The 26,123-nt window shown below is 73.4% G+C and carries 25 protein-coding genes; 17 read left to right on the forward strand and 8 right to left on the reverse strand.

All coding sequences use genetic code 11. The annotated features are described in order from the left end of the window. Positions 1 to 4: 4 nt before the first annotated feature. Complete coding sequence (locus tag C7Y72_RS09040; RefSeq protein WP_158276741.1) at positions 5 to 802, reverse strand: SDR family NAD(P)-dependent oxidoreductase; 798 nt, start codon at positions 800 to 802, stop codon at positions 5 to 7. A gap of 49 nt (positions 803 to 851) precedes the next feature. On the opposite strand from C7Y72_RS09040, the gene C7Y72_RS09045 reads away from it, so the two are divergent. Next, positions 852 to 1,568, forward strand: coding sequence for a metal-dependent transcriptional regulator (locus C7Y72_RS09045; RefSeq protein ID WP_107568431.1), 717 nt, complete (start codon positions 852 to 854; stop codon positions 1,566 to 1,568). Between the two features lie 153 nt (positions 1,569 to 1,721). Here the strand turns inward: C7Y72_RS09045 and C7Y72_RS09050 are convergent, their stop codons facing one another. Together C7Y72_RS09050 and C7Y72_RS09055 are read right to left on the reverse strand one after the other, a co-directional pair. After that, the gene (locus C7Y72_RS09050; RefSeq protein WP_107569727.1) at positions 1,722 to 2,546 is read right to left on the reverse strand and encodes a PhzF family phenazine biosynthesis protein; all 825 of its coding nucleotides are present in this window, start codon (positions 2,544 to 2,546) and stop codon (positions 1,722 to 1,724) included. A gap of 2 nt (positions 2,547 to 2,548) precedes the next feature. Next, complete coding sequence (locus tag C7Y72_RS09055) at positions 2,549 to 3,217, reverse strand: peroxiredoxin (RefSeq protein WP_107568432.1); 669 nt, start codon at positions 3,215 to 3,217, stop codon at positions 2,549 to 2,551. Between the two features lie 100 nt (positions 3,218 to 3,317). Between C7Y72_RS09055 and C7Y72_RS23200 the strand changes: the two genes are divergently transcribed. Then, positions 3,318 to 4,613, forward strand: coding sequence for a CAP domain-containing protein (locus C7Y72_RS23200; protein WP_158276742.1), 1,296 nt, complete (start codon positions 3,318 to 3,320; stop codon positions 4,611 to 4,613). Between the two features lie 8 nt (positions 4,614 to 4,621). Here the strand turns inward: C7Y72_RS23200 and C7Y72_RS09075 are convergent, their stop codons facing one another. Beyond that, complete coding sequence (locus C7Y72_RS09075; RefSeq protein ID WP_107568433.1) at positions 4,622 to 5,713, reverse strand: aminotransferase-like domain-containing protein; 1,092 nt, start codon at positions 5,711 to 5,713, stop codon at positions 4,622 to 4,624. A gap of 106 nt (positions 5,714 to 5,819) precedes the next feature. Between C7Y72_RS09075 and C7Y72_RS09080 the strand changes: the two genes are divergently transcribed. From C7Y72_RS09080 to C7Y72_RS09095, 4 genes are all read left to right on the forward strand, one after another. Continuing rightward, positions 5,820 to 6,569 (forward strand): collagen-like protein, encoded by a 750-nt coding sequence (locus tag C7Y72_RS09080; protein WP_107568434.1) that lies wholly within the window; start codon positions 5,820 to 5,822, stop codon positions 6,567 to 6,569. A gap of 2 nt (positions 6,570 to 6,571) precedes the next feature. Further along, complete coding sequence (locus tag C7Y72_RS09085; protein WP_107568435.1) at positions 6,572 to 7,291, forward strand: hypothetical protein; 720 nt, start codon at positions 6,572 to 6,574, stop codon at positions 7,289 to 7,291. Between the two features lie 64 nt (positions 7,292 to 7,355). Continuing rightward, the gene (locus tag C7Y72_RS09090) at positions 7,356 to 7,745 is read left to right on the forward strand and encodes a response regulator (protein WP_158276743.1); all 390 of its coding nucleotides are present in this window, start codon (positions 7,356 to 7,358) and stop codon (positions 7,743 to 7,745) included. Between the two features lie 21 nt (positions 7,746 to 7,766). After that, positions 7,767 to 9,512, forward strand: a complete 1,746-nt coding sequence (locus C7Y72_RS09095) for an FAD-binding dehydrogenase (RefSeq protein WP_107568437.1) — start codon at positions 7,767 to 7,769, stop codon at positions 9,510 to 9,512. Here the strand turns inward: C7Y72_RS09095 and C7Y72_RS09100 are convergent. From C7Y72_RS09100 to C7Y72_RS09115, 4 genes are all read right to left on the reverse strand, one after another. Beyond that, complete coding sequence (locus C7Y72_RS09100) at positions 9,449 to 9,898, reverse strand: VOC family protein (RefSeq protein ID WP_107568438.1); 450 nt, start codon at positions 9,896 to 9,898, stop codon at positions 9,449 to 9,451. The genes C7Y72_RS09095 and C7Y72_RS09100 overlap by 64 nt on opposite strands. A 257-nt stretch (positions 9,899 to 10,155) precedes the next feature. Further along, the gene (locus C7Y72_RS09105) at positions 10,156 to 10,512 is read right to left on the reverse strand and encodes a VOC family protein (RefSeq protein WP_107568439.1); all 357 of its coding nucleotides are present in this window, start codon (positions 10,510 to 10,512) and stop codon (positions 10,156 to 10,158) included. Then, positions 10,509 to 11,297 (reverse strand): MBL fold metallo-hydrolase, encoded by a 789-nt coding sequence (locus C7Y72_RS09110; RefSeq protein WP_107568440.1) that lies wholly within the window; start codon positions 11,295 to 11,297, stop codon positions 10,509 to 10,511. The genes C7Y72_RS09105 and C7Y72_RS09110 overlap by 4 nt, the downstream gene beginning before the upstream one ends. 15 nt (positions 11,298 to 11,312) lie before the next feature. Next, positions 11,313 to 11,993, reverse strand: a complete 681-nt coding sequence (locus C7Y72_RS09115; RefSeq protein WP_107568441.1) for an HAD-IA family hydrolase — start codon at positions 11,991 to 11,993, stop codon at positions 11,313 to 11,315. Positions 11,994 to 12,099: 106 nt separating this feature from the next. Here C7Y72_RS09115 and sucC point away from each other — a divergent pair, with 106 nt between their 5' ends. The 11 genes from sucC (at position 12,100) to C7Y72_RS09170 (ending at position 26,022) form a co-directional block, all read left to right on the forward strand. Continuing rightward, on the forward strand, positions 12,100 to 13,248 hold the full coding sequence (gene sucC, locus C7Y72_RS09120) for an ADP-forming succinate--CoA ligase subunit beta (protein WP_107568442.1): 1,149 nt from the start codon (positions 12,100 to 12,102) through the stop codon (positions 13,246 to 13,248). Further along, complete coding sequence (sucD, locus tag C7Y72_RS09125) at positions 13,248 to 14,126, forward strand: succinate--CoA ligase subunit alpha (protein ID WP_107568443.1); 879 nt, start codon at positions 13,248 to 13,250, stop codon at positions 14,124 to 14,126. Before sucC ends, sucD begins: the two co-directional genes overlap by 1 nt. Positions 14,127 to 14,299: 173 nt before the next feature. Continuing rightward, the gene (locus tag C7Y72_RS09130) at positions 14,300 to 16,192 is read left to right on the forward strand and encodes an integrin alpha (RefSeq protein ID WP_158276744.1); all 1,893 of its coding nucleotides are present in this window, start codon (positions 14,300 to 14,302) and stop codon (positions 16,190 to 16,192) included. A gap of 180 nt (positions 16,193 to 16,372) precedes the next feature. Further along, complete coding sequence (locus C7Y72_RS09135; protein WP_107568445.1) at positions 16,373 to 17,236, forward strand: hypothetical protein; 864 nt, start codon at positions 16,373 to 16,375, stop codon at positions 17,234 to 17,236. Then, a complete protein-coding gene (locus C7Y72_RS09140; RefSeq protein ID WP_107568446.1) occupies positions 17,229 to 17,579 on the forward strand; it encodes a hypothetical protein in 351 nt (116 codons plus the stop codon). Before C7Y72_RS09135 ends, C7Y72_RS09140 begins: the two co-directional genes overlap by 8 nt. Position 17,580: 1 nt before the next feature. Further along, positions 17,581 to 17,874, forward strand: a complete 294-nt coding sequence (locus C7Y72_RS09145; protein WP_107568447.1) for a GspE/PulE/PilB domain-containing protein — start codon at positions 17,581 to 17,583, stop codon at positions 17,872 to 17,874. Continuing rightward, positions 17,871 to 20,168, forward strand: a complete 2,298-nt coding sequence (locus C7Y72_RS09150) for a GspE/PulE/PilB domain-containing protein (protein ID WP_107568448.1) — start codon at positions 17,871 to 17,873, stop codon at positions 20,166 to 20,168. Before C7Y72_RS09145 ends, C7Y72_RS09150 begins: the two co-directional genes overlap by 4 nt. A gap of 4 nt (positions 20,169 to 20,172) precedes the next feature. After that, positions 20,173 to 21,951 carry a hypothetical protein gene (locus C7Y72_RS09155; protein ID WP_107568449.1) on the forward strand — a complete coding sequence of 593 codons (1,779 nt, stop codon included), beginning with the start codon at positions 20,173 to 20,175 and terminating at the stop codon, positions 21,949 to 21,951. A 2-nt stretch (positions 21,952 to 21,953) separates the two neighbouring features. Continuing rightward, positions 21,954 to 22,751 carry a hypothetical protein gene (locus C7Y72_RS09160; protein WP_107568450.1) on the forward strand — a complete coding sequence of 266 codons (798 nt, stop codon included), beginning with the start codon at positions 21,954 to 21,956 and terminating at the stop codon, positions 22,749 to 22,751. Continuing rightward, entirely contained in the window at positions 22,751 to 24,280 is a 1,530-nt protein-coding gene (locus C7Y72_RS09165) for a hypothetical protein (RefSeq protein WP_107568451.1), read from the forward strand. The genes C7Y72_RS09160 and C7Y72_RS09165 overlap by 1 nt, the downstream gene beginning before the upstream one ends. Next, positions 24,277 to 26,022: a substrate-binding domain-containing protein gene (locus C7Y72_RS09170; protein ID WP_107568452.1), complete on the forward strand. Its 1,746-nt coding sequence runs from the start codon at positions 24,277 to 24,279 to the stop codon at positions 26,020 to 26,022. Before C7Y72_RS09165 ends, C7Y72_RS09170 begins: the two co-directional genes overlap by 4 nt. Positions 26,023 to 26,123: the final 101 nt, after the last annotated feature.

A 26,123-nucleotide genomic window follows, 5' to 3' on the forward strand; every position in this document is an offset into this window, starting at 1 on the left:
CGCGTCAGTCGCGGCGGGGGGCCGCCGTCCCGCCGCGCAGCACGCGCAGGAACGCGTCGCTGGCCCGCGGTGACAGGTTGTGCAGCACCCCGAGCAGCCGCACGATCGACGGGAACGCCAGCCCGCGACGGTCCTGCTCCACCGCCTCGACGATCCTGCGCGCGAGGTCCGGCGCCGGCGCCGCGTCCGGGCCGCCCCGGTACCAGTCCGGCATCGTCGCCTTCTCGTGGTCGTGCAGCGACGTCGCGATCTCCCCCGGGAACACCGTCGTCAGCGACACGCCCGTGCCGCTGAGCTCGTGCCGCAGCGCCTCGGCGAACATCCGCTGCGCCGCCTTCGTCGCGCCGTACACCGCCGCCCACGGGAACGACCGCAGCGCCGCCCCGGACGACACCACGACGATGTGCCCGTGCGCTGCGTCCAGCAGGTGCGGCAGCCCGTGGTGGACCGTGTACAGCGTCCCGTACCAGTTGATGTCCGTCATCCGCCGGGCGTGCTCCAGCGGCTGGTCGCGGAACGGCCCGTAGTGCGTGATCCCCGCGTTGGCGACCAGCAGGTCCAGGCCTCCGGCCTGCGCGACGAACCCGTCGATCGCCGCCCGGACCGCCTCGTCGTCGGAGACGTCGCACGCGAGCACGTGATGGGACCCGGGCAGCGACGCGGCGAGCTCCGCCAGCTCCTGCTCGTTGCGGGCCGCGAGCCCGACGACCGCGCCGCGCGCGGCCAGCTCCTGCGCCAGCGCGCGCCCGATCCCGCGTGAGGCGCCCGTGACGAACGCTCGTGTGCCCGGTCCGATCTCCATCGCGCGAGCGTACCCGGACACCGGTGGATCGGACGCTACGATCGAGGCCATGAGCGCTCCGCACGCCACCGTCGCCGAGGAGGAGTACCTCCAGACCCTGTTCTGGCTCCACGAGGTGGGCCTGCCGATGACGGGCGCCAACGTCGCCCGCGCCATGCAGCTCTCCGCCCCGACCGTCCACGAGATGATCGGCCGCCTCGAGCGTGACGGCTACATCGAGCGCGGCCCCGACAAGGTCATCGCCTTCACCTCCACCGGCCAGGAGCACGCCGAGGGCATCGTCAGCCGCCACCGGCTCATCGAGCGCTACCTCACCGACGTCGTCGGCGTCCCCTGGGACGACGTGCACGAGGAGGCCGAGCGGCTCGAGCACGCCATGAGCCCCCGGTTCGAGGCGTACATGCGCCGCGCCATCGGCGACGCCACCACCTGCCCGCACGGCCACCCGATCGAGGTCGGGCAGCGCGGCGAGGCCGTCCCGCTCGCCGACGTCGAGCTCGGCGCCAGCGTCGAGATCATCCGCTTCGAGAACGAGGCCGAGGACCTCCTGCACTACCTCAAGGAGTCCGGCCTGGAACCCGGCCTCACCGGCACGCTCGACAGCAAGGACGAGGACGCCGTCGTCGTCCTCGCCGCCGACGGCCGCCGCTGCTCGGTCACCCCCTCCGTCGCCGAGACGATCAGCGTCACCGCCGACCCCAGCCCGCCCTCGCGCACCGCGCTGCCCGACCAGCTCGTCCTCGCCAAGGACAAGTGGGGCATGTGACCTCCGGGGCGTCCGGGCGCCCCTGACGGTCCGCGCCGGAGGTCCCACCCCGGGCCGTGCGCCCGCGACCGCCGTGCGAAGCGCGCGCCTGGTGGGGGGAGACGTACGGCGGTCGCCGGCACCGGCTGCGCGACCGTGGGCGTCCGTGGCGGCTCAGAGCGCGACGTGCCCGGTGACGACCGTGGTCGTTGCGCCCGCGACCCAGACGTCGCCGTCGGCAGCGGACACGTGGACGCGGCCGTCGCGGCCGATCGCGGTGCCCTGACGGGCGACGTACGGCTCGGCGAGCAGGCCGTCACCGAGCAGCCACTGCCCGAGCGACGCGTTCAGCGACCCGGTCACCGGGTCCTCCGCGACCGTCCCGTCCTCGGGGAAGAACGCGCGGACCTCGAGCTCGTGCCCCGCCCCTGGCGCGGTCACCGCGGCCAGCCCGAGCTTCAGCGCCAGCGCGTGCGGGCGCCGGACCGCGAGGACGTCCTCGGCGCTGCGCAGCAGCACGCCCAGCCAGCCCGGCCCGTTGTCGACCCAGCGGGCGGCGACCACCCGGTCGGCCGACAGGCCGCAGGCCTCGAGCACGTGCGCGAGATCCTCCGCGTCGACGGGGCCGTCGCGGACCAGCGGCGGTGCCGCGAACGCGAGCAGCCCGCCCGCCGTGCGGCGCAGCTGCACCGGGCCCGCGGCGCACTCCTGCATCACGCGCTCCGCCGACCGGCCGTCGAGCCACGCGTGGCAGGTGCCGAGCGTCGGGTGTCCCGCGAACGGCAGCTCGCCGCCGGGCGTGAAGATCCGCACCGCGTAGTCGGCGCCCGAGCCCGGGGTGGGCGGCAGCACGAACGTCGTCTCGGAGAGGTTCGTCCAGCGGGCGAACGCCTGCATCTCCGCGGTCGACAGCCCGGTCGCGTCGAGGACGACGGCGACCGGGTTGCCCGTCCCCGGCGCGGTGCCGAAGACGTCGACCTGGGCGAACGGCCGGCGCAGCGTCAGGCCGCGGTCGGGTCCTTGACGATGCGGATGTACGGCTTGGGCTCGTCCCAGCCCTCCGGGTACTTCTCCTTCGCGGCGTCGTTGCTCACCGAGCCGGCGATGATCACGTCCTGGCCGGGCTGCCACTGGGCGGGCGTCGCGACCTGGTGGTTGGCGGTCAGCAGCAGCGAGTCGACGACGCGCAGGACCTCGTCGAAGTTGCGGCCCGTGGTCATCGGGTAGATGAGGACGAGCTTGATCTTGCGGTCCGGCCCGACGACGAAGACGTTGCGCAGCGTCGCGTTCTGGGCGGGGGTGCGGGCGGTCGGGTCGCCGTCGACGTCCGCGGGGAGCATGCCGTAGGCCTTCGCGACGGCGTGGTCGACGTCGGCGATGATCGGGTAGTTGACCGCGCTGCCCTGGGTCTCCTCGATGTCCTTGCTCCACTCGGAGGAGCCCTCGACCGGGTCGGTCGAGATCGCGAGGATCTTCACGCCGCGCTTGTCGAACTCGCCCTTGATCGAGGCCATGTAGCCGAGCTCGGTCGTGCACACCGGCGTGAACGCGCGCGGGTGCGAGAACAGGACCGTCCAGCCGTCGCCGGCCCAGTCGTAGAAGCTGATCGGGCCGTCGGTGGTGTCGGCCTGGAAGTCGGGGGCGGTGTCGCCGATGGTCAGCGTGGGCATGCGGGGATCTCCTTCATCAAAGGGGGAATGCCGATCGGGTTTTCGATCATAACGGGGTGGGGTCGTCGGCCTGGCGCGCCGCTGCTAGCGTCGCGCGACCATGCCGCGTCGCCTCCTCCCGCCGGCCCTGCTCGGCGCCGCCCTGCTCCTCGCCGCGCCCACCGCCGCGACCGCCGCGCCGGCCGACCGCGCGAGCGCGCTGGCGGCCTGGCAGGCCGCCCAGGTCGACGCCGCCGTCCCCGCGGGCTGGACCGGGGCCGTCGGCGGCTGCGACCCCGGGACCGAGAGCGACGCCTCGCGCGCGGCGACGCTCCGCACGATCAACACGCTGCGCTCGTTCGCCGGCGTCCCGCCGGTCACGCTCTCCGACGAGTACAACCGCAAGGCGCTCGCCGCCGCGCTGATGATGCGCGCCGCGTCCGACCTCAGCCACGACCCGGGCCCGGCCTGGCCCTGCTCCTCGGCCGAGGGCCGCGAGGGCGCCGCCTCCAGCAACCTCTTCCTCGGCCTCGCCGGGCCGGCCGCGATGGTCGGCTACGTCGACGACGAGGGCGTCGCCTCGCTCGGGCACCGCCGCTGGGTGCTCAACCCGGCCGCCACGACCTTCGGCACCGGGTCCACCGGTGCGCGCGACGGCAGCGGCCCGCCGACGAACGCCCTCTGGGTGTTCGGCCCCAGCGCCCCGGTCGCGCCCGGCACGCTCGTCGCCTGGCCGCCCGCGGGGTGGACGCCCTGGGAGTGGGTGTTCGCCGACTGGACGGTCGCCGTCGGCGGCGACGGCCAGACCGTCGACCTGTCCGCCGCCACCGTGACCGTGACGCTCGACGGCGCGCCGCTCACCGTCAGCGGCATCCGCGACAAGGGACCGGGCTACGGCAGCGGGCGCACGCTCTCCTGGCAGGTCGCCGTCCCGCCGACCGCGCGGACGGGCGACCACGTCCTCGAGGTCACCGTGGGCGGCGCCACCGTCGACGGCGCGCCCACCCCGATCAGCTGGCGCGTGTCGGCGTTCCGGGCCCAGGGCACGGGCGGCGGCACGGGCGGCGGGGGCGGCGGCACGGGCTCGGGCGGTGGCACCGGCACGGGTGGCGGCACGGGCTCCGGCGGTGGGACCACCACCTCGGTGAGCTTCACCCGTCGCCCCGCGATCACGGGCGCCAGCCGCGGGACGACCCGCGTCGGCGCGCTCCTGCGGGCCCGGACCGGGCTGCGTGGCGCGACCCGCACCACGTACCGCTGGCGTCGCGACGGCGCGACGATCCGGGGCGCGACGCGCTCCTCCTACCGGGTGACGCGCCGCGACCGCGGCCGGCGGATCAGCGTGCGGATCACCGGCCGTGACGCGGCGGGCCGCACGGTGGTCGCGACGAGCGCCACCGTGCGGGTCCGGCGGTAGCCCCGGGGCTACAGCGAGCGGTAGGCGTCGGCGAGGCGCTTGATGCCCTCGTCGATCTGATCGGCCGTCACGCCCGAGTAGGCGAGCCGCAGCGTGTTCTGTCCGCCCTCGAGCAGGAAGTCCGTGCCCTTCACGAACGCGACGCCGCGCTCGTTGGCCGCGTCGAACAGCCGGTCGACGTCGGTGCCCTCCGGCAGCGACACCCACATGAAGTAGCCGCCGTCCGGCGCGACGAACTCCGCCTCCGGCAGCTCGCGCGCGAGCGCGGCCGTCAGCAGGTCGACGCGCTCCTCGAGCGCCGCCTTGACGGTGGCGATCGAGCGGTCGAGCCCGCCGCTGACGCAGAACTTGTGGACGATCGACTGCGCGACCTGGTTCGGCGAGATGTACGTGTTCGTCGCCCGCTTGGCGATCGCGGCGATGACGTCCTTGGGCCCGACGAGGTAGCCGACGCGGATGCCCGGGCACACCGTCTTGGAGAACGAGGAGGCGTAGACGACGTTCTGCGTGTCGGCGCCGCCGTCGAGGTCGAGCATCGTCTCCAGCGACTCGCCGCGGAAGCGGATCGCCACGTACGGGTCGTCCTCGAAGATCGTGAAGCCGTACTGCTTGGCCAGCGCGAGCAGCGCCTGCCGCTTCGCCAGCGACAGCGTGTAGCCGGCGGGGTTCTGGAAGTTCGGGATGATGTGCGCGAGCGTCGGGCGGACCCCGGACTCGAGCAGCTGCGCGAGCTCGTCGGTGTCGATGCCGTCGGGCTGCAGGGAGACCATGTGGACCTCCGCGCCGCGCCCCTTCAGCGACAGCAGCGTGCGGTCGTAGGTCGGCTTCTCGACGATCACCGGCTTGCCGGACTCGACGAGCTCGTCGAACAGGAAGGCGTCGGCCTGCATCGAGCCGTTCGTGACGAGCACGTTCTCGGGCGCCACGCCGTGACGCTCGGCGATCCACGCGCGCAGCGGCACGTAGCCGATCGACGTGCCGTAGCCGGTGGTGCCCGCCGGGTCCTCGGTGAACGCCTGGGCGGCCGCGGCCTTCAGGCCCTCGATGTCGACGATGTCGAGGGACGGGGCGCCGCGGGCGAAGGAGATCGTGTCAGCCATGTCTCGCACTCTACGGATGGGGCTTTCCGAGCGCCCATCGGCACGCCGCCGGGTTCGTGCTTGACTCACCGCACCGTTGTGCCGACAGTGGTGTTCGAGCCCACGCGTGCCCCGCCCGACCGTCCCCCATCGCCTGCTGACCCTCGGCGCCGCCTGCGGCGCGAGCTTCGCGCTCGCCGCCGGCGCGGCGCTCGCGCTCGACGCGGACCTGCCCGGATCGGGGCCGGACACCACGCCGACCGCGACGGCCGCGGCGGCGAAGAAGCCTGCCGCGGGGCGCGGGCCGAAGGGCCCACGGGGCCTGCGCGGCCTGACGGGCCGGCGCGGCCCGCAGGGCGCGCGCGGGGCGACCGGGGAGACCGGTGTCGGCGGCGCGCAGGGGCCCGCGGGGCGCGATGCGATCGTGCTGCAGCCGATCTCGATCAACTGGCAGAACGGCCAGTCCACCGGCCGCGACCGCGCGACCTTCACGGCGCCGGGCATCGGGCAGGGCCAGGTGATCTGCTCGCGCGACGCGCAGATGATCACCTTCCGCCGCTACGACCAGCGCAACGACGTCGCCCTGTGGACCGCGAAGGTCTTCGACCGCTCCGACGGCCAGAGCGTCTTCGACGTCAAGCGTGGCCTCCTCACCCAGTTCACGGGCGAGGAGGTCAACGAGGGCTTCAACCTCACCGCCGGCGCGCTCCGGGGCGACGGCGCCTACCGGGGGATCATCGCCAGCCACGGCGACCGCTCCGGCCCGGGGGGGGCGGGCCCGGCCCCGACCGCCTTCCACCTGACCTTCCACTGGCGCTTCGGCGACCAGTTCGGCGACCGCTGCTACGTCGCCGGCTCCTTCACCACCGAGAGGTGACCATGACGTCCCGCCGCACGCTCCTGCTCGCCACCGTCCTCAGCGCCGTCCTCGGCGTGCTCGCCGTCGGCGCGGTCTCGGGCGCGGTCACGGGGGGCTCGTCCTCGTCGTCGTCCTCCTCGGGCTCGGAGCGGCCGACCGCGTCCGCCGCCGCGACGAAGAAGAAGACGAGCTCGCGGCGCGGCCCGCGCGGCCCGCGCGGTCCCCGGGGCCTGCGCGGACGGACCGGCCCGCGCGGCGCCACCGGGCTCGTCGGCCCGCAGGGCGCGCCGGGCGCGCAGGGGCCGCAGGGCCCGGCCGCGGTCGAGGTCGCGCGGTCGCTGACCGTCAACTGGACGCAGAACCGCTTCGCGGGCCGGGAGAGCGCGTCGGCGACGCTGCCCTCGGTCGGCCGGGTCGACGTCGTCTGCACCGACGCCGAGCAGGTCCTGCAGCTCACGCCCGCCCGGGGCGACCAGCGCACGGCGCTGGGCCTGCAGCGCTTCGAGGGCACGACCGGCAGCCACCAGCAGCTGCTGTCGACCGGGCCCGCGGACCCGATCCGGGTGACGCTGCCGCCCAACGGCATGCTCACCGGGACGATCAGCCTGCAGCCGGTCGCGGGGGACGGCGGCGCGGGTCCGGCGCCGGCGACCTTCACGCTCTCCTCGGCGTACGTGGTCAACGACGGCGCCAACAACAGCTGCCACGTCGCCGCGCAGATCCTCGCCGCCGGTAGCTGATCCGCCATCGCGGCGGACGGATGTCCGGCACGGTCGTCCCGGAAATCGGTCGATGGTGGCCGGGATGACCGACGCCGCCCTCCGTGTCCTGATCGTCGACGACGATCCCGCCTACGGGCGTCTCGCCGGGCTGCTGCTCGAGGAGGCGCACCCCGGAGTGGTGCAGACCCGCACCGCCACGACGCTCGCCGCGGCCCTCGCCGCCGGGCCGTGGGAGCCCGGGTGCGTGCTGCTGGACCTGAGCCTGCCGGACGGCGGCGGCCTCGACGCGGTCGCGCGGCTGCGGGACGGCGGGGTGGATGCGCCGGTGCTCGTGCTCAGCGGCCGGACCGATCCCGGGATCGCCGACGAGGCGGTGGCCCGCGGCGCCGCCGGCTTCCTGCCCAAGGGCCGCGAGCTCGACGGTGGGCTCGCGGCGGCCGTCGCCGCGATCGCGCCCTGCCCTGTCAGCTGAACGTTTGCGTATATTTAGGGCGTGACCTCCTCCTCGCCCTCCACGAAGGCCGACGTCGTCGTCGTCGGCTCCGGCCTCGCCGGCCTCGTCGCCACCGCCGAGCTCGCCGACGCGGGCCGCCGCGTCATCCTCGTCGATCAGGAGCCCGAGGCCTCCTTCGGCGGTCAGGCCTTCTGGTCGCTCGGCGGCCTGATGTTCGTCGACAGCCCCGAGCAGCGCCGCTGCCGCGTCAAGGACTCCGTCGAGCTCGCGCTCCAGGACTGGATGGGCACCGCCGGCTTCGACCGCGAGGAGGACCGCTGGCCGCGCGCGTGGGCGGAGGCGTACGTGCACTTCGCCGCGGGCGAGAAGCGCTCGTGGCTGCACCAGCAGGGCATGCGCTGGCTCCCGAACCCCGGCTGGCCCGAGCGCGGCGGCTACCACGCCGACGGCCACGGCAACTCGGTCCCGCGCTTCCACATCACCTGGGGAACCGGCCCGGGCGTCGTCGCGCCGTTCGAGCGGCGGGTCCGCGAGGCGGTCGCGCGCGGCCTCGTGCAGCTGCGCTTCCGTCACCGCGTCACCGGCCTGACCGTCACCGACGGCGCCGTGACCGGGGTCACGGGCGAGGTGCTCGCGCCGTCGTCCGTGGGTCGCGGGGAGGAGAGCTCCCGGGACGTCGTCGGCGACTTCGCGCTCGAGGCGGACGCGGTCGTCGTCACCACCGGCGGCATCGGCGGCAACCACGAGCTCGTGCGCCGCAACTGGCCCGCGCGCCTGGGGCAGGCACCGGAGCGGATGCTCAGCGGCGTCCCGGCGCACGTCGACGGCCTGATGCTCGGCGTCGCGCGTGAGGCGGGCGCCAGCGAGATCAACGGCGACCGCATGTGGCACTACGTCGAGGGCATCCACAACTGGGATCCGATCTGGCCGCGCCACGCGATCCGGATCATCCCGGGCCCGTCCTCGATGTGGTTCGACGCGACCGGCCGCCGGCTCCCCGGGCCGCTGTACCCGGGCTTCGACACGCTCGGCACGCTCGACCACATCATGCGCACGGGCCACGACTACACGTGGTTCGTCCTGACGAAGAAGATCATCGAGAAGGAGTTCGCGCTGTCGGGCTCCGAGCAGAACCCGGACACGACGTCCAAGAGCCTGCGCGCCGTGTTCAAGGAGCGGCTGGCGAGCGGCCCGCCGTCCCCGGTGCAGGCGTTCATGGACAAGGGCGAGGACTTCATCGTCGAGCGCGACCTGCGGACGCTCGTCGCGCGGATGAACGCGCTGACCGGCGAGGACCTGCTCGACCACGACGAGCTCGAGCGCCAGATCGTCGCGCGCGACCGCGAGATCACCAACGCGTACGCGAAGGACGGTCAGGTCACGGCGATCCACGGGGCGCGCCAGTACTTCGCCGACAAGATCACGCGCGTCGCGGCACCGCACCGCATCCTCGACCCGGAGGCGGGTCCGCTGGTCGCGGTGCGTCTGTCGATCCTCACGCGCAAGTCGCTGGGCGGCCTGGAGACCGACCTCGACGCGCGCGTCCTGCGCCCGGACGGCGAGCCGCTGCCGGGCCTGTACGCGGCGGGCGAGGTGGCCGGCTTCGGCGGTGGCGGCATGCACGGCTACCGGGCGCTGGAGGGCACCTTCCTCGGTGGCTGCCTGTTCAGCGGTCGGGTCGCGGGCCGCGCGCTGGCGCAGGCGCTGGGCAGCGGCCGGCGTCAGTCCGGCCAGATGGCGCCGACGACGAGCTCGACCGACGTGCCCGCCGGATCGCGCACGTAGACGGACCGGCCGCCGAGCGGCCAGGTGATCTCGGCCTCGACCTCGATGCCCGCGGCGGCGAACCGCCGTCGCGCGGCGGCGAGGCCGTCCTCGTCCACGGTGAACGCGACGTGCCCGTCCCCGTCGGCGCCGTGCGGCGGCACGAACCGGCCGGCCGCCGTGGTGCGGTCGGGGTCGAACAGCAGCAGGACCGACCCGCTGGCGCCGACGCGCAGCGCCGCGTAGGTGTCGTTGGGCGCGACGACGACCCGCAGCCCGATCACGTCGCGGTAGAAGGCGACCGCGGCGGGCAGGTCCCGCGTGTACAGCGCCACCTCGTGCACCCCGAGCGGCCCAGGGCCGCCACCCTGCGCCTCATCGCCACCCTGGTGCGTGTGAACGGACATTTCCAGACCCTAGAGGGGCTGGAGATGGACAGTCCGGGCGTGGTCCTGAAACGCCGCGCGATCAGGGTCGCGCGGTGCCCGCCCCGTCAGCGCGCGCGCCGCGCGGCGCTGCCTGTCCATCTCCCGCCCCCAGGAGGGCTGGAAATGTCCGTTCACCCGTCGCCAGGGTGACCACGCGCCTGGCCCCGGCTCCGCCTGCAGGGTCGGCACGCGCCCGCCCGCCGCGCCGCGGCCCCGCCACCCGCCGGGCGGCCGCCCTACCCGGGCGGCCGCGCGGTCAGCTCGACGAGGTGGCCCGCCGGGGAGCGCACCTGGGTGCGGGGGGCGTCCCAGTACTCGCGCCGCGGCGCGGCCTCGTGGCCGGCGGCGCGCAGGGCGGCGACGGTGTCGTCGTAGGCGGCCGCGACGACGGCGACGTGCCCGGTCACCGGGACGACGGGCGCCGCGACGGTGAGCAGGTGGATCTGGGAGCCGTCGCGGGACTGCACCCACCGCGACCGCTCGGCCAGCGACGGGTCCGGCGGCGTGACCTCGCGGAAGCCCAGCAGCGCCCAGAACGCGACCTCGGCGTCGGCCGACGCCGTCGGGACCTCGAGGCCGACGTGGTGGATCACGCGCCGGTGACGAGCGCGACGTTGCGCTCGTGGATCTTCTTCTGCTCGGGGGAGCGCCGCGCGATCGGCAGGGCCGAGGCGCTGCCCGCGGGGTCGCGCTCCAGCGCCGCCAGGTACGCGTCGTCCTCGCGCAGGATCGCGAGCGCGCGCTGCGCGTCGAGGACGGCCCCGTGCCCAGGCACGACGTGGTCGGCCTGCTCGGCCAGCGGCGCGAGCCGTCGCAGGGTCGCCCGGTACTCCGACACCGAGCCGCCGGGCGAGAGCATCGGGATCTCGCAGGGGGACACGTGGTCGCCGCAGACGAGCACGCGCGCCCACGGGATCCACACCGCCATACCGTCGGCGGTGTGCCCGCCGGTCGGGTGCAGCTCGAGCGCCTGCTCGCCGATGTCGAGGTGCCCGGGGACGGGGAGCGCCTGCACGTCCCCCAGGCGCAGGGTGCCGGCGCGCTCCACGTAGTGCTCGTCGTCGAAGGCGCGCAGGCGCCGCGCCGCATCCCCGGGCTCGGCCCGCAGGCGCGCCGCGGTCGTCTCCGCGACGCCGAGGGGCGCGTCGGGGAACGCGAGCCGCGCGAGCAGGTGGTCCCAGTCGGCGTGCGTGGCGAGCAGGCCGCTGAGCGGGAACCCGGCCTGCTGCACGAGCGTCGGGAGCAGCTCGAGCTCGGTCGGGAAGACGGGGGAGTCGACGACGAACGCCTCGTCGCCGGACCGGACGATGGTGCACGTGGTCTGCCACGCCGCCGAGGTGGCGACGAGGACGTCCGCGTGCAGCGCGACGACGCGCACGGTTCCGCGGCGCGCCTAGGCGCCGAGGAGCTTGGCCGCCTCGAGGAGGGTCTTGACCTCGGCCGTGGGCTTCTTCTGCCCCGACTCGAGGACCTCCTTGTTGCGGTTGACCCAGATGACCGGGACCTTCGCCTTCAGGCACGGCTCGATGTCGTGGTAGTGGCTGCAGCCGATGTGCACCCACCCCTTCTTGCCGCCGATGCGCCGCGCGAACTCGGTGAAGTGCGCCGGGTCGGGCTTGTAGGAGCGGACCTGCTGGGCGGTGACGACGAGGTCGAAGTCGCCCGGGATGTGGCGCCGGGTCTGGCCGAGGAGCTTGTCGTCGACGTTGGAGATCAGGCCGGTCTCGAACTTCTTGCGGAACTTGTTGAGCTGCGTGTTCGTCTCCTTGAACGCCGCCCAGCGCTGGACGGAGTCCGGGAGGAAGCCGGAGCGCGACGGCTCCAGCGGCCAGCCGATCCGCTTGGCGATCTCGACCGCGGTGCGGCGCAGGACCTCGGCGTACAGCTCGTAGGAGCCGCCCTCGACCTCGCGGGAGATCTCGTGGAACAGCGGGATGATCTCGCTCGGGTCGTCGATCGTGAACCCGTCGCGCGCCGCCTCCTTGCGGAAGGCGTCGTAGATCCCCTTCTCCCAGTCGATCAGCGTGCCGTAGACGTCGAAGGTGACCCACTGGATCTTCGCTGGGAGTGCCATAGGCGGGGCATTGTGCCATTTCGCCGGGCCGTCCCGCCGTCCGGGTGGGGTCGCCCGCGGCGGCGCACCGCGCCGGGCAACCGCGGCCTATAGCATCGCCCGCGCTATGGACCTCCTCGAATATCAGGGCAAGCAGCTCTTCGGTCGGCACGGGCTCGCGGTGTCCGACGGCAAGGCTGTCACCACCGTCGACGACGCCGTCGCCGCCGCGAACGAGATCGGGTACCCGGTCGTCGTCAAGGCGCAGGTGCTCATCGGCGGACGCGGCAAGGCCGGCGGCGTCAAGCTCGCCGCCAACGAGGAGGAGGCGCGTGAGCACGCGACCAACATCCTCGGCCTCGACATCAAGGGCCACATCGTGCGGACCCTGTGGATCGAGTACGCCTCGGACATCGACACCGAGTACTACGCGTCGATCCTGCTCGACCGCTCGGCGAAGAAGCCCCTCGTCATGTTCAGCGTCGAGGGCGGCGTCGACATCGAGCAGGTCGCCGAGGAGACGCCCGAGAAGCTCATCAAGCAGAACGTCGACCCGCTCGTCGGGCTGACGAAGGAGCAGGCGCTCGACATCGCCACCAAGGGCGGGGCCGCCGAGGACGTCATCGACGGCGTCGCCGACGCGCTCGTCGCGCTCTACGAGGTCTGGATCGAGGAGGACGCGAGCCTCACCGAGATCAACCCGCTGATCATCACGCCGGACCGCAAGGTCAAGGCGCTCGACGCGAAGGTCACGCTCGACGGCAACGCGCTGTTCCGGCACCCGGAGAACGCCGACCTCGGCGACTCGGCCAACGCCGACCCGATCGAGCTGAAGGCCAAGGAGCAGGGCGTCACCTACGTCAAGCTCGACGGCGACATCGGGATCATGGGCAACGGCGCCGGGCTGGTCATGTCGACGCTGGACGTCGTCGCGCAGTACGGCGGCAAGCCCGCGAACTTCCTCGACGCCGGTGGCGGATCGGACGCCGAGACGGTCCAGAAGGCGATCGAGCTGATCCTCGCCAACGAGAACGTCAAGGCGGTCCTGCTGAACATCTTCGGCGGCATCACCCGCTGCGACGAGGTCGCCAAGGGCCTCGTCGGCGCGTTCGAGGCGCTGAAGCCGACCGTGCCGTTCGTCGTGCGCCTGGACGGCACGAACGACGTCGCGGGCCGCAAGATCCTGGAGGAGGCCGCACTGCCCAACGTGCAGGCCGCGACGACGATGGACGGGGCGGCCGAGCAGGTCGTCGCCGCCGCGAAGGGGAACGCCTGATGTCCATCCTGATCGACAACGACACGAAGCTCGCCGTCGCCGGCATCACCGGCCGTGAGGGCTCGTTCCACACGCTGAACAACCGCGCCTACGGCACGAACGTCGTCGGCGGCATCAACCCGAAGAAGGCCGGCGAGAACGTCGAGGGCATCCCGGTCTTCGCGAACTGGGCCGACACGGTCGCCGAGACCGGCGCCAACACGGCGATGATCTTCGTGCCGCCGCCGTTCGCGGCCGCGTCCGCGCTGGAGGCCGCCGAGGCCGGCGTCGAGCTCGTGGTGATCATCACCGAGGGCATCCCGGCGCACGACGAGCTCAAGCTCTACAACACGGTCAAGGCCAAGCACCCGGGCACGCGGCTGATCGGCCCGAACTGCCCCGGCCTGCTGTCGCCGGGCAAGGCGAACGTCGGCATCATCCCGGCGTCGTTCTTCAAGGAGGGCAACGTCGGCGTCGTGTCGCGCTCGGGCACGCTGACCTACCAGATCGGCAACGAGCTCGCCCAGGCCGGCTTCGGCAACTCCTCGATCGTCGGCATCGGCGGCGACCCGGTCCCCGGCTCGTCGTTCATCGACATCATCGAGCTGTTCGAGCAGGACGACCAGACCGAGCTGATCGTCATGTCCGGCGAGATCGGCGGCTCCGCCGAGGAGGAGGCCGCCGAGTACATCAAGGCGAACGTCTCCAAGCCCGTCGTCGGCTACATCGCGGGCTTCACCGCCCCGGCCGGCAAGCAGATGGGCCACGCGGGCGCGATCGTGTCCGGCTCGGCCGGCACCGCCGCCGCGAAGGCCGAGGCGCTGGAAGCCGTCGGCGTCCAGGTCGGCCGCACCCCGACGCAGGTCGCGAAGATCGCGATGGAGATCCTCGGCGCGTAGCCGTTGCGCGCCACCCGAGCCGTCCCGAACGCCCCGGTCCGCCGGGGCGTTCGTCGTGCCAGTGGCCGCGCAGCCGGTCCGGGCGCCGTCGTCCGGTCGGCCACGGGTGTCCGACCGGATGATCGTCCGATCGGACGATGAAGGCGGCCGTCGCTCCGGGCAGTCTTCCGTCCGTGCCCTGGGGCAGGACACGCCATCTCGCCGTTCCCGTCGCGCTCGCCGCAGGACTCGGCGCGCCCGCGGACGCCGTCGCCGTCCCGGTGGGCGTCGATCTCGCGCGCCCCGACGGCGACGCGCTGCGCCTCGTCGGAGACCGCGGCGACAGCGCCGCGTACACCGTCGCCCCCGCCGGTGACGTCAACGGCGACGGGGTCGGCGACCTCGTGCTCGGCGCCCCGTACGCCGACTACAACCGCCGGCGCGACAGCGGCTCGGTCTACGTCGTCTACGGGCGGCGCCCGTTCGACGGCGTCGACCTCCACTTCCTCGAGACGCGCGGTGGTGGGTTCCGGATCGACGGCATCGCCGCCGGCGAGCGGTTCGGCACCGCGGTGGCGGGCGGACGGGATCTCGACGGGGACGGCTTCGGCGACATCGTCGTCGGCGCGCCGAACGCCACGTTCCTCGGTCGTCGCGAGGCCGGCGTCGCCTACGTCGTCTACGGGGGGCCGCGCAACGGCGCGGTCGACCTCGCGAACGCCCCACTGGACGCCTACGACGTGATCGGCGGTCGCTCGCCGCAGGACCACACCGGCCGCAGCGCCGCGCTGACCGCGGACGCCACCGGCGACGCGGTGCCCGACGTGCTGCTCGGCGCGCCCGACGCGGACAGCCGCGTGCCCGGCGCCACGACCGCGAACACGCGCACCGGCTCCGCCTACCTCGTCACGGGCCGGCGCGCCCGGCGCGGCGTCCCCGTGGACCTCGCCGCCGCCCCGGGCGACGTCCGCCAGCTCGACGGCTCGGTCACCTCCGAGCGGGTCGGGGCGAGCGTCGCCGACGCCGGGGACGTGAACGGCGACGGCACCGGGGACCTCCTGCTCGGGGCGCCGACCGCCGACCGCAACGACCGGGTCGACAGCGGCAGCGCCTACGTCGTCTTCGGACGCGACGAGCGGTCGGTCCTCAGCCTCAGCCTGCTCACCCCGTCGCTCGGCTATCGCGTCGACGGCGCGTCGACCGGCGCCCGCCTCGGCCAGGCGGTCGCGGGGCTCGGCGACATGAACGGGGACCGCCGCGCCGACGCGATCCTGGGCAGTCCGGGGGCCGCCGTCGGCACGCGCCGCAGCGCCGGCCGGGCGACCGTCGTCTACGGGCAGACCGCCCGGCTGCGCCTCGACGCCCGCGCGCTCGGGACGGCGGGGTTCTCGATCCTGGGTGCGGCGGCGGGCGACGCGGCGGGCGCCGCGGTGGCGGGCGCGGGGGACGCGAACGCCGACGGGCTGGCCGACGTGGTCGTCGGCGCCTACGACGCGGACAACAACTGTCGCGGCGGCTCGGGCTCGGCCTACGTCGTGTACGGCAAGTTCGGCCGCGCGCCCGTCTACCTCTCCCGGCTGCAGCCCGCGCGCGGGTACCGCGTCGACGGCGCTCGTCCCGGGGACCGGCTGGGCTGGTCGGTCGGCAACGCCACCGGGTTCGCCGGGCCGGGGCCGGTCGTGATCGCGGGCTCGTACTCGGTGAACGCGCCGCGGCCGTTCGCCGGTGCCGCCTACGCGCTGCGCCGCGGCGTGCGGAAGACCGCCTCGGGTCGCTACGCGACCCGCCTGCCGCTGCGGGTGCTGCGCCGCCCGGGTGGTCGCGCGCGCGACTACGAGGGCTTCCTGTCGATCCCGGTCGAGGCGACGGCCGGTCCGATCCGCGACGTCTACGCGGCGGTCTACACCTTCGGCGGCCGCCGGATCGGCAGCACGAGCGTCCCGCGGCTCGCCGGGCGCCGTCAGCTCGACCTGCGCCTGCGCGAGCGGCTGCGTGGCGGCGGCTACACGGTCGTGGTCAGCGGTCAGCCCGATCCGGCCCGCTACTGCGGGCGGAAATCCCGCGAGCTCGTGCTGAGGTTCCGCTGATGGCGCGCGCAACCCGGATCCCAGCGACTGCAGCGATGGTGAGGTTCCCCGTCATTTGCAGCGTTTTCGCCTACGACATCTCGCCGGAACATCCGGGGTCGACTGCTACTGTCCGCCCCTGTTCGCGCGGCCTCCGGCTGCCGATCACCTACCGGACGGATCACCACGACAGGACCTCCCATGCCGGGCGCTGAACGCGACATCACCTCCACCCTGAGCGAGCTCGAGCGCAAGCTCGAGGATCTCGAGAGCGAGCTGGCCGCGGCCGGCGAGCCCGTGGTCCCGCCGCCCCCGACGCCGGCCGCGGTCACCCCGCCGCCCGCGGTCGCCCCGTCGGTCCCGAACGGCTCGTTGGACGACCTGCGCGCGCAGCTCGCCGAGCTCGAGCGGTTCCGCGACTCGCTCGAGTCCTCGACGCGCGCGCTGATCGACGAGTACCGCCTGCTGCTGGCGCAGCGCCCGGCGCCGACCCCGGCACCGGTCCTGACGACGCCGAGCGACCTGCCGCCGATCGGTGGCGGCTGGTCGCCCAGCGCGCCCGTACCGACCACGCCGGTCGTCCCGCCGGCGCCGCCCACGCCGCCGGTGTCGACCATCGTGCCGCTGCCGACGCCGGAGCCGGCCGTCCCGCCGGCCCCGCCGCCGCTCGCACCGGTCGTCCCGGAGCCCGCCGACCCGGTCGCCCACATCCCGGCGCCGGCGCCGCCCGCCTCGGTCCTGCCGCCGTCGTTCTCCCCGCCGCCCGGTGACGCCGTCGCGGCCGATCCGACGGTCCAGGGCCAGCTGACGCTCGACGCCGGGCCGTTCGCGGACATCGCGACGCTCAGCAGCTTCGAACAGGCGCTCGGCCGCCTCCCGGGCGCGCAGGACGTCTACGTGAAGGGCTTCGAGGGCAACCGCGCCCTCATCGACCTGCAGCTGGCCGGACCGATCGCGCTCGCCACGCGGCTGCGCGAGGTCTCGCCGCTCCCGGTCACCGTCCGCGAGCCCGCCCCGGGCGCCGCGCGCATCCAGGTCGACGTCGAGGAGATGACCGGTGCCTGACCAGCAGCAGGAGGAGAAGTACCGCCCGCTCGCGCTCATCGCCGTCGTGATCGCCGCGCTGCTGCTGTTCGCGGTCTTCTTCCTCGCGTTCCTCGTCGCCCCGCTGGCGATCCTCGCGCTCTTCTACATCCTCTTCGCCGCCTCCGACCGGTCCAAGCGCGCCGGCAGCGGGCCGCCGCCCACCCCGGGCACGCCCACGGACCCGGCCGTGGAGGAGGCGCGCCTCAACCAGGAGCGCCTCGACCGCGAGGCGTCCTCGCGCCGCTCCACGATGGAGGGCCAGGACCGCGAGGCCGGCCGCGCCGCCGAGCGCCTGACGACACGCCCCGGGGCCGGGTCTTGACGTGGACGACGCTCTCGGCATCGCGCTCGCGGCGAACCTGCCGTACACGGGCCTGCGCGGCTTCGACGTCGACGCCCGGCTGTGGCGCTACGTCCCGCTGCAGCTCGCGCTCAAGGAGCGCGTCGTCCCGCTCACGCTCGTCGCGGACGAGCTCAAGGTCGCCGCGGCGCACGCCGATCCCGACCTCTCCGCGCTTCGCACCCACTTCCCCAACCTCCGGATCGGCGTCGTGATCGCCCCCGCCGCAGAGATCGACGCCGCGCTCGCCCGCGTTCAAGGACCGCAAGACGCATGAACCCTCCGTCCGCAACCGAACCCAGCCGCCGCTTCTACCGGCAGCTCGCGACCCACGCGGGTCTCGAGTTCGTCGTGCTCGACCCGGCCGACTCGGGCACGCCCGAGCACCGGGCGGTCAACCCGCTGGCCGCACGGATGCTCTCCGAGCAGATCTGCCGGCACTTCACGATCCTCCCGATCAGCTACGCGGGCGGCACCGTCACGATCGCGACCTCCACGCCGGCCGACGACGTCGCCCGTGACGTCGCGCAGTCGCTCACCGGTCGCGACGTCGCGTTCGTCGTCGCCCCCGAGGAGGAGCTGCAGCGCGCGATCGACGAGACGTTCGTGCAGTGGCCCGCGGGCATGGGGCCCGAGGGCGGCGCCGCCGGTTCCTGGGAGGGCTCGACCGAGGCGGACGCGGACACGCGCGTCACCGACCCCGCGTTCCCGACCCGCCTGGGCGACCTGCTGGTGGCGCGCGGCATCGCGACGGACGAGCAGATCGCGGGCGCCCTGGCCGAGCAGGCCCGCACCGGCAGCCGCCTCGGCGAGGTGCTCGTCCACAGCGGCATCATCACCGAGCCGGAGCTCGTCGCGATCCTCGCCGAGCAGTTCCAGCTGCCGCTCGTCGACCTGTCCGAGTACGACCCGGACCCGGCCGCGCTCGCGCTCATCCCCGAGCCGCTCGCGCGCCACCTGCGCTGCGTGCCGATCGCGGTCGACGACACGACCCTGTACCTCGCGGTCGCCGACGTCCTCGACGACGACACCGTCTCGGCGCTGCGCGAGCACACCCACCTGGAGCTGCGCGGCTTCCTTGCCTCCCGCAACTCGATCGACGAGCTGCTGCAGCGCGTCAACGGCGGCGAGTACGTCTCGGTCGCGAAGTCCGAGCTGCTCGAGCGGTTCCCGGAGGAGTGCGCCAACCGCGTCCTCAGCTCCGCGCAGAAGGTCTTCTTCATCGCGCTGGCCGTCGTGATCGTCGTGCTCGCCGTGATCTTCCCGAAGGTCACGATCATCACGCTGATCGGCCTCGCGTCGATCTTCTACCTGGCGACCTCGCTCTACAAGTTCGTCCTGACGTACAACGCGCTCGGGCACACCTACGAGATCGACGTGACGCAGGAGGAGCTCGACGCGATCGACGAGCGCGACCTGCCGGTCTACACAATCCTCGTCCCGCTCTATCGCGAGGCCGCGGTCCTCCCGCGCCTGGTCGACGGCATCGGCGGCCTCGACTACCCGAAGACGAAGCTCGACGTGCGGCTGCTCTGCGAGGAGGACGACGACGAGACCGTCCCGGCCATCCGCGCCATGAACCTGCCGCCGCACTTCAAGCTCGTCGTCGTCCCCGACGCGCAGCCGAAGACGAAGCCGAAGGCGTGCAACTACGGGCTGCTGCAGGCCGACGGCAAGTACGTCGTCATCTTCGACGCCGAGGACCGGCCCGACCCGGACCAGCTGAAGAAGATCGTCGTCGCGTTCGACAAGGCGGACCCGCGCGTCACCTGCATCCAGGCGAAGCTCAACTACTTCAACTCCGACCAGAACCTCCTGACCCGGTGGTTCACGACGGAGTACTCGATGCACTTCGACCTGCTGCTCCCCGGCCTCGACGCGCAGGGCGTGCCGATCCCGCTGGGCGGCACCTCCAACCACTTCGTCACCGACCGGCTGATCGACCTCGCCGCGTGGGACCCGTTCAACGTCACCGAGGACGCCGACCTGGGCATCCGCCTCCACAAGGCGGGCTTCAAGACGGCGATGATCGACTCCACCACGCTGGAGGAGGCGAACTCCGACCTCAACAACTGGATCCGCCAGCGGTCGCGCTGGATCAAGGGCTACATCCAGACGTGGCTCGTGCACATGCGCAACCCGCCGCGGCTCCTGCGCCAGATCGGGCTGAAGAGCTTCATCAGCTTCCAGCTCGTCGTCGGCGGCACGTTCATCTTCCTGCTGAACCCGATCTTCTGGGCGCTGACGACCGTGTTCTTCTTCACGGAGGCGGGCTTCATCCAGGAACTGTTCCCGAGCTTCGTGTTCTACGCCGCGGCGTTCATGCTGTTCATCGGGAACTTCGTGTTCATGTACCTGAACGTCGCCGGCTCGGTCCAGCGCGGGTACTTCGACCTCGCCAAGTACGCCCTCCTGTCCCCGCTGTACTGGGGCCTCATGTCGATCGCGGCGTGGAAGGGCTTCCTGCAGCTGTTCTACCGGCCCTTCTACTGGGAGAAGACGGTGCACGGACTCGACGCGGGCCACGAGAGCCCCGCGCCGGTGACGACGTCCGCGCCGCCGACCCGCTGAGACCATGAGCACCGTCCTGAACCCCCCGCCCGGCGGCACCCCGCCGTCCAACCCCGCTGCGCACGGGCACCGCTCCGGCACCGTCCTGGACGACGCCCCGCGCGGCCCGCAGGTCGCGATGCCGGGCGCCCTGGTGTCCTTCGGGCTGTTCCTCGCGCTCGCGGTCGTCTACTTCCTGATCGGCTACAAGATCACGATCGACCAGCACGTCATCGTGTTCGACGCGCTGGACCGCCTGACGCGCGCGTACCTGGTCTGGCACAACGACCCGCCGAAGCTCGCCGCGATCGGCTTCGTGTTCGCGCCGCTGACGACGTTCGCGATGCTGCCGTTCGCGCTCGTGAAGCCGCTCGCGACCTCGCTGATCGCGCTGCCGCTGATGAGCGCCGTGTTCGCCGCGGGCACGATCGTCATCCTCGACCGCACGCTCGCGCGCTGCGACATGAACGCGATCCTGCGGCTGCCGCTGCTCGCGCTCTTCGCGTTCAACCCGTTCTGGGTCTTCTACGCCGGCAACGGCATGAGCGAGGTCATCTACGCCTTCTTCCTCGCGTTCAGCCTCTACTGCTTCGTGTCCTGGTACGCGACGACCGAGCCGCGCTTCCTCATCGGCGCCGGCTTCGGCATCGCGGTCCTCGTGCTCACCCGGTACGCGTTCATCGTCTGGGCCGTCCTGCTCGCCGTGCTCATCGCCGTCGCGCTCGTGCGACGCCGCGCGAGCAAGATCGAGGTCGAGGGCTCCGTGATCGCGTTCGCCGCGCCCGTCGTCTACGTGCTGGCGCTGTGGATCCTCTTCAACACGCTCATCGTCGGCGACCCGTTCGGCTGGATCACGAGCACGACGACCTCGACGCAGGCCGTCAACGCGACCGGCATCGACACCACCGGCGACCTGACGTTCAACGAGATCGCCCGGCGGCTGCTGGAGCTGAACGTCACGGTCTTCCCGCTCGCGTTCGTCGTCGTCCCTGCGCTCGTCCTGACGTTCGTCGCGCAGCGCAACGACATGGCCCTGTGGCTCGCGTCGTTCGTCGTCCTGGGCATCGTGATCATGGGCGGCAACGCCTACATCAACGACCAGGAGGGCCTGCTGACGCTGCGCGACTCGATGCCCATGTACGTCGCCGCGTTCGTCGGTGCCGCCTGGGTCTTCCGCAGCTTCGAGACGGCCCGGGTCGGCGTCTGGGCGGCGACCGTCGCGCTGCTGGTGATCAACCTGTTCACGGCCTGGAGCGGGATGCAGAGCTATCCGTTCCAGTCGCTGGAGCAGGCGTTCGTCCGCGCGGTGAAGACCGGCGACGACCAGACCGGGGTCGCGTCGCGCGGCGGCTTCCGCGGGGGCGTGCTCTCCGAGGCGCAGATGGCCGGGTACATCAACCGCAACGTCACGCGCAACAACGCGATCCTGACGGACAACGCGAAGACCTTCGGCGTGATCATCCTCAGCGGCCGTCCGCAGCTGTTCTTCGACCGCATCGACAAGGGCGACACGCGCTTCCGCCAGGTGCTCGACAACCCGTGGGGCACGGTCGACTACGTGCTGCTGACGATCAACCCGAGCTCGGGCGACCTGGTCCAGCAGAAGTACCCGCGCGCCAACGACGGCCTCGTGCGCGGCCTGACCGCCGTCGCCCGCACCGAGCGGTACCTGCTGCTCCGGGTCGCGCGCACCGACCCGGCCCGGCGCCGGACCGCCGCGCGCACGCCGGCGACCGCAGGCGGCACCGCCGCGACGCCCGCCGCCACGCCGACCCCGACGCCCACCCCGACCGCGACCCCGTGACGATGGTCCACGATCCGTCCACCCCCGCCTCCCCCGAGGGCGACGACCTCGCCGCCGCGGTCAACGCGCGCGTCGCGGCGATCCTCGCGGACGCCGAGGCGCGCGCCCGAGAGCTCCAGGCCGAGGTCGAGGCCGAGACCGCCCGCCGGGCCGTCACCGTCCGCCTCGACGCCGAGGAGGACGCGACCGCGATCCTCCAGGAGGCCGAGCACGAGGCCGCCCGCTACCTGGAGGAGGCGCGGCGCCGCGTCGACCGCTTCGCCCAGGGCCGCATCCAGCGGCTGACGTCGATCGCCGACGACCTCGCCGCCCGAGCGGGCGAGCTGCAGCTGCGCCTCGACCAGACGCTCGAGGTCAAGGCCGAGCTCGACGAGCTCGTCGAGACGCTCCGCTCCGCCGCCGCGGATGCTGCCGCCGAGGCCGCCCGGCCGATGCCGACGCTGCCCGGCCTGACCTCCGACGAGCTCGGTCGGGCCGTCGCGCCGCGCCGCCCCGACCCCGCCCCGGCCGACGCGCCGCCCGCGGCCGCGCCATCGCCCGCGGCTGCCGCGCCGGCGCCCTCGCCGACCGAGCCCGCCGCGGCACCCGCGCGGCCCGCCCTGCGCCCCGTGACCGCGACCCCCGCCGCGCCGCCGGCCCGGCCGCTCAGCCCCGAGGCCGAGGCCGTCCGCGCCCGGATCCGGGACGCAGCCCGCGCCCTGCCCGAGACCTCCCCGACGCCGGACCGTGCCGCCGCCCCGGAGCGGAAGCCGCGCCCGGCCATTCCCGTCCGTCCGCCACTGCCGAAGGACGATGCCTGATGCGTGTCGCCCGTCTGACGATGATCGCCGCGACCGCCGCCCTCCTCGGCGGCTGCGGGGCGGTCGCCAACGAAGACCAGAACTCCGACATCTCGACCAGCACGACGCGGACCACCGCGACGACGCCCCGGACGACCACCACCCCCGAGGGCGCCCGCACACGCCGCGACTCGGCCAACGACGAGGGCGGCCAGAAGGTCGTCGGCGGACCGGGTTCCCCGGCGGTGACCGGGGCGACCGGCGCCGACACCGCGACGGTGCCCTCGACGCAGCAGGGCGTCCCGGCGGGCGGTGTCGCCGCGGCCGGGACGGTCGGCAGCAGCACCGGCGCCGCGCTGGCGCTCCGCCCGTTCTCCTCGAACTCGCCGTGGAACACCGCGGTGGAGAACGCCGCGATCGACCGGCGCTCGCGTCAGTGGATCACGGGCGCGCAGCAGCGGCTCGGCGTGGTCGAGCAGGCAGGACGGGCGCCGCGGCGCGAGCGCCGCACGATCAACGCGGGCCTCTTCATCAACACACGCCGCTGGACCGTTCCGGTCGTCGACGAGGAGGGCGCGGTCCCGACCCGTGTCGTCTGCCGTCAGCTGCCGCCCTACTGCGGTGACGGCGCGCGGGTCACGTCGCTGCTCGTGCCGGCCGACGAGTCGCCCCTGCCGCAGTACGACGGCTGGTTCACGGTCATCAACCGCAGCGAGGGCGTCGCCTACGACCTCTGGCGGGCGCGTCGCGGCCGCAACGGCAACGTCATCAGCTACCAGTTCATGCGCAAGTGGGATCTCAACGGTCCGGGCTTCCAGGAGCCCAACACCGTCTCCGCCCGCGGTTCCGGCCTGCCGCTGTTCGCGGGCCTGATCCAACCCGAGGAGATCCAGGCCGGCCGCATCGAGCACGCGCTCGCGATCTCCCTCCCGGGCCCCGCGCAGCGCAACTACGTGCAGCCCGCATCGTCGACCGACGGCGTCGGGCAGCTCAGCTCGATTCCCGAAGGCGCCCGGATCAAGCTGCGCTCCTCCGTCACCCTCGCGTCCCTCAACCGCCGGGTCGACGCGCGGTGCGACGACCCCGCGTTCGGGCTCACCGCCCGGGACGACGGCACGGTCGACCGGTCCGTCCGTCGGAGCGCCTGCACGCCCTACCGCTTCCCGGGACGGACCAACCGCAAGGCGGCCGAGGCGTTGATCTCCGCCCTCAAGCGGTATGGCGCGATCGTCGTGGACCGCTCCCGCGTGCCCACGCTCTACGCGAAGCTCAACTACGACTGGAGCCAGCCGCTGCGCGACCCGCAGGGCCGGCTGCTGGACGGCAACGGCCGCGCTCTCACGCAGGCGCAGTTGAACGCCTCGGGCGACGTCTCCACCCCGCTCCTTCGCGGCAACGAGATCGAGGGCCTCAAGGTCTCCGACTTCGAGGTCGTGGAGGTCCGCGGCAACATCCTCAAGTTCCCCGCCCTGAACAGCGTCACGGCGCAGTCCAGCCAGGGCCAGACCCGCAACCCGAACGGCCAGACGTTCACCCCGGGAATCCCATGAGCCGACGACTGACCACCTCCTGGATCGCGATCGCCGCCTGCGGCGTGCTCGTCGCCGGCTGCGGCGTGGACACCAACGACGCCGGAGACGTCTCGACGTCCCCGACCGTCCAGTCGCCGTCCTCCCGCGGGGCGACGACCGGCGCGAGCAGCGCCGAGCAGCAGCGGCGCCTCGAGGCGCGGCTGCCCAAGCGACCGAGTGGCACCGTCGCGATCGACGGGCGCACGCAGGACTCGCTGACCCGTCAGGGAGCGGTCAGCTACCGCGGCCAGGGCGGGACGTCGCGCCTGACGTTCAGCGGTTCGACCGAGGACCGCGCCTACCAGAACCTCTGCTCGGGACGGGTCGACGCGATCGAGGTGACGACGCTGCCCTCGCAGGGCATCATCGACCTCTGCGCGGCTCGTGGCATCAAGCTGGTCAACCCGCTCCAGCTCGCGTCGGACGCGATCGTCCTCGCGACGAAGAACGAGTCCGACGTCGGCGGCGACTGCATCACGGTCAAGCAGGCCAACGACATCTACCGCGCCGGCTCGACGATCAGCAACTGGTCCCAGCTCGGCTTCGACGACCTGCCGCTGCGCGCGACCGGCCGCGAGGCCGACAGCGACGTGTTCCAGTTCTTCGGCCAGCTGGTGCTCAACCGGGTCGACGCGTCCCTCGCCGACGTTCGCAGCGACTACATCGTGCACGCCTCCGACCCGCGCGAGCGGCGTGAGGTCACCAACGCGACGCGGATCGCGGCCGTCGCCGGGCGCGTCAGTCGGTACCGGGCGCGTCTGCGCGCCCGCACGATCACGACGCGGCGCGCCTACGTCGCACGCGCCGAGCGCGCGGCCGACCGGCGCATCCTCGCCGAGATCCGCCGGGTCAACGAGCGCAACCGCCGCCTGAAGATCACGGTCGATGCGCAGGCGCTCGAAGCCCGCAACCGTCGGCTCGTGGAGCTCGCGAAGCGTCGCGCCCGCGCCCGGGCCAACGCAGCGTACGACGCCCGCCTGGAGCTGCAGGTCCGGCGCTACCGCACCGAGCAGCTCGCGCAGGCGGACAGTGCCGGGACCGTCGGTGCCTTCCGGTTCAGCTACTACGAGCTGTTCGAGGAGGAGCTGCGGCCCCTGGAGGTCGACTTCGGTGTCCCCGAGACGGAGAGCGGTCAGCCGGTCCGCGTTGGTGATCTGCGTGACGCCGACCAGCGACGCCTGCGTGCCGGGACGACCGGTCCGACCGGTCCGACCGGCAGCACGGGCGCGTCGGGCGCCGCGGCGATCGACCCGCAGACCCCGCTCAGCGGTGACGCGTCGCTGCCCCGGACGGACCGCAACGGCAAGACGATCTATCCAGGCCCCGGCTGCGTCTTCCCGGCGCAGACGACGATCACCACGGGCGTCTACCCGTTGACCCAGCGGCTGTTCGTCGTCACCTCGGAGCTGGCGCTGCGTCGGCGCGAGGTGCGGACCTTCCTGGACTACCTCGTCAGCCAGTCCCGGACGCTCGCGACCGAGAACCGGCTCGTCCCGATCACCGATCAGCAGCTGTCGGACGAGCTGCTCACGATCAGGGGCACGCGGCCGTCCGAGCAGGAGGTCGCGGGCACCGAGGTCGAGCAGTCCGCGGACGAGGGCTCGTCGACCGTCACCGTCCCGGGGGGGCAGTCGCCGCCGGCGACGACCACGCCCGCCACGCCGCCGCCGGCCACGGGGACGGACTCGGGGATCCCGGGCGTCTCCTCGCGCGGCGGCTGACGCCGCGCGACGCGCGATGTGACCCAAGCCGTGCGGCGCGCGCGGCGCGCGCGGCGCGCCGGACGGCCGGGGTCGCCGCGGCGTGTCGCCGGTTCGTCGGA

Source organism: Paraconexibacter algicola, from assembly GCF_003044185.1.
In the GTDB taxonomy this organism is placed as follows: Bacteria; Actinomycetota; Thermoleophilia; order Solirubrobacterales; family Solirubrobacteraceae; genus Paraconexibacter; species Paraconexibacter algicola.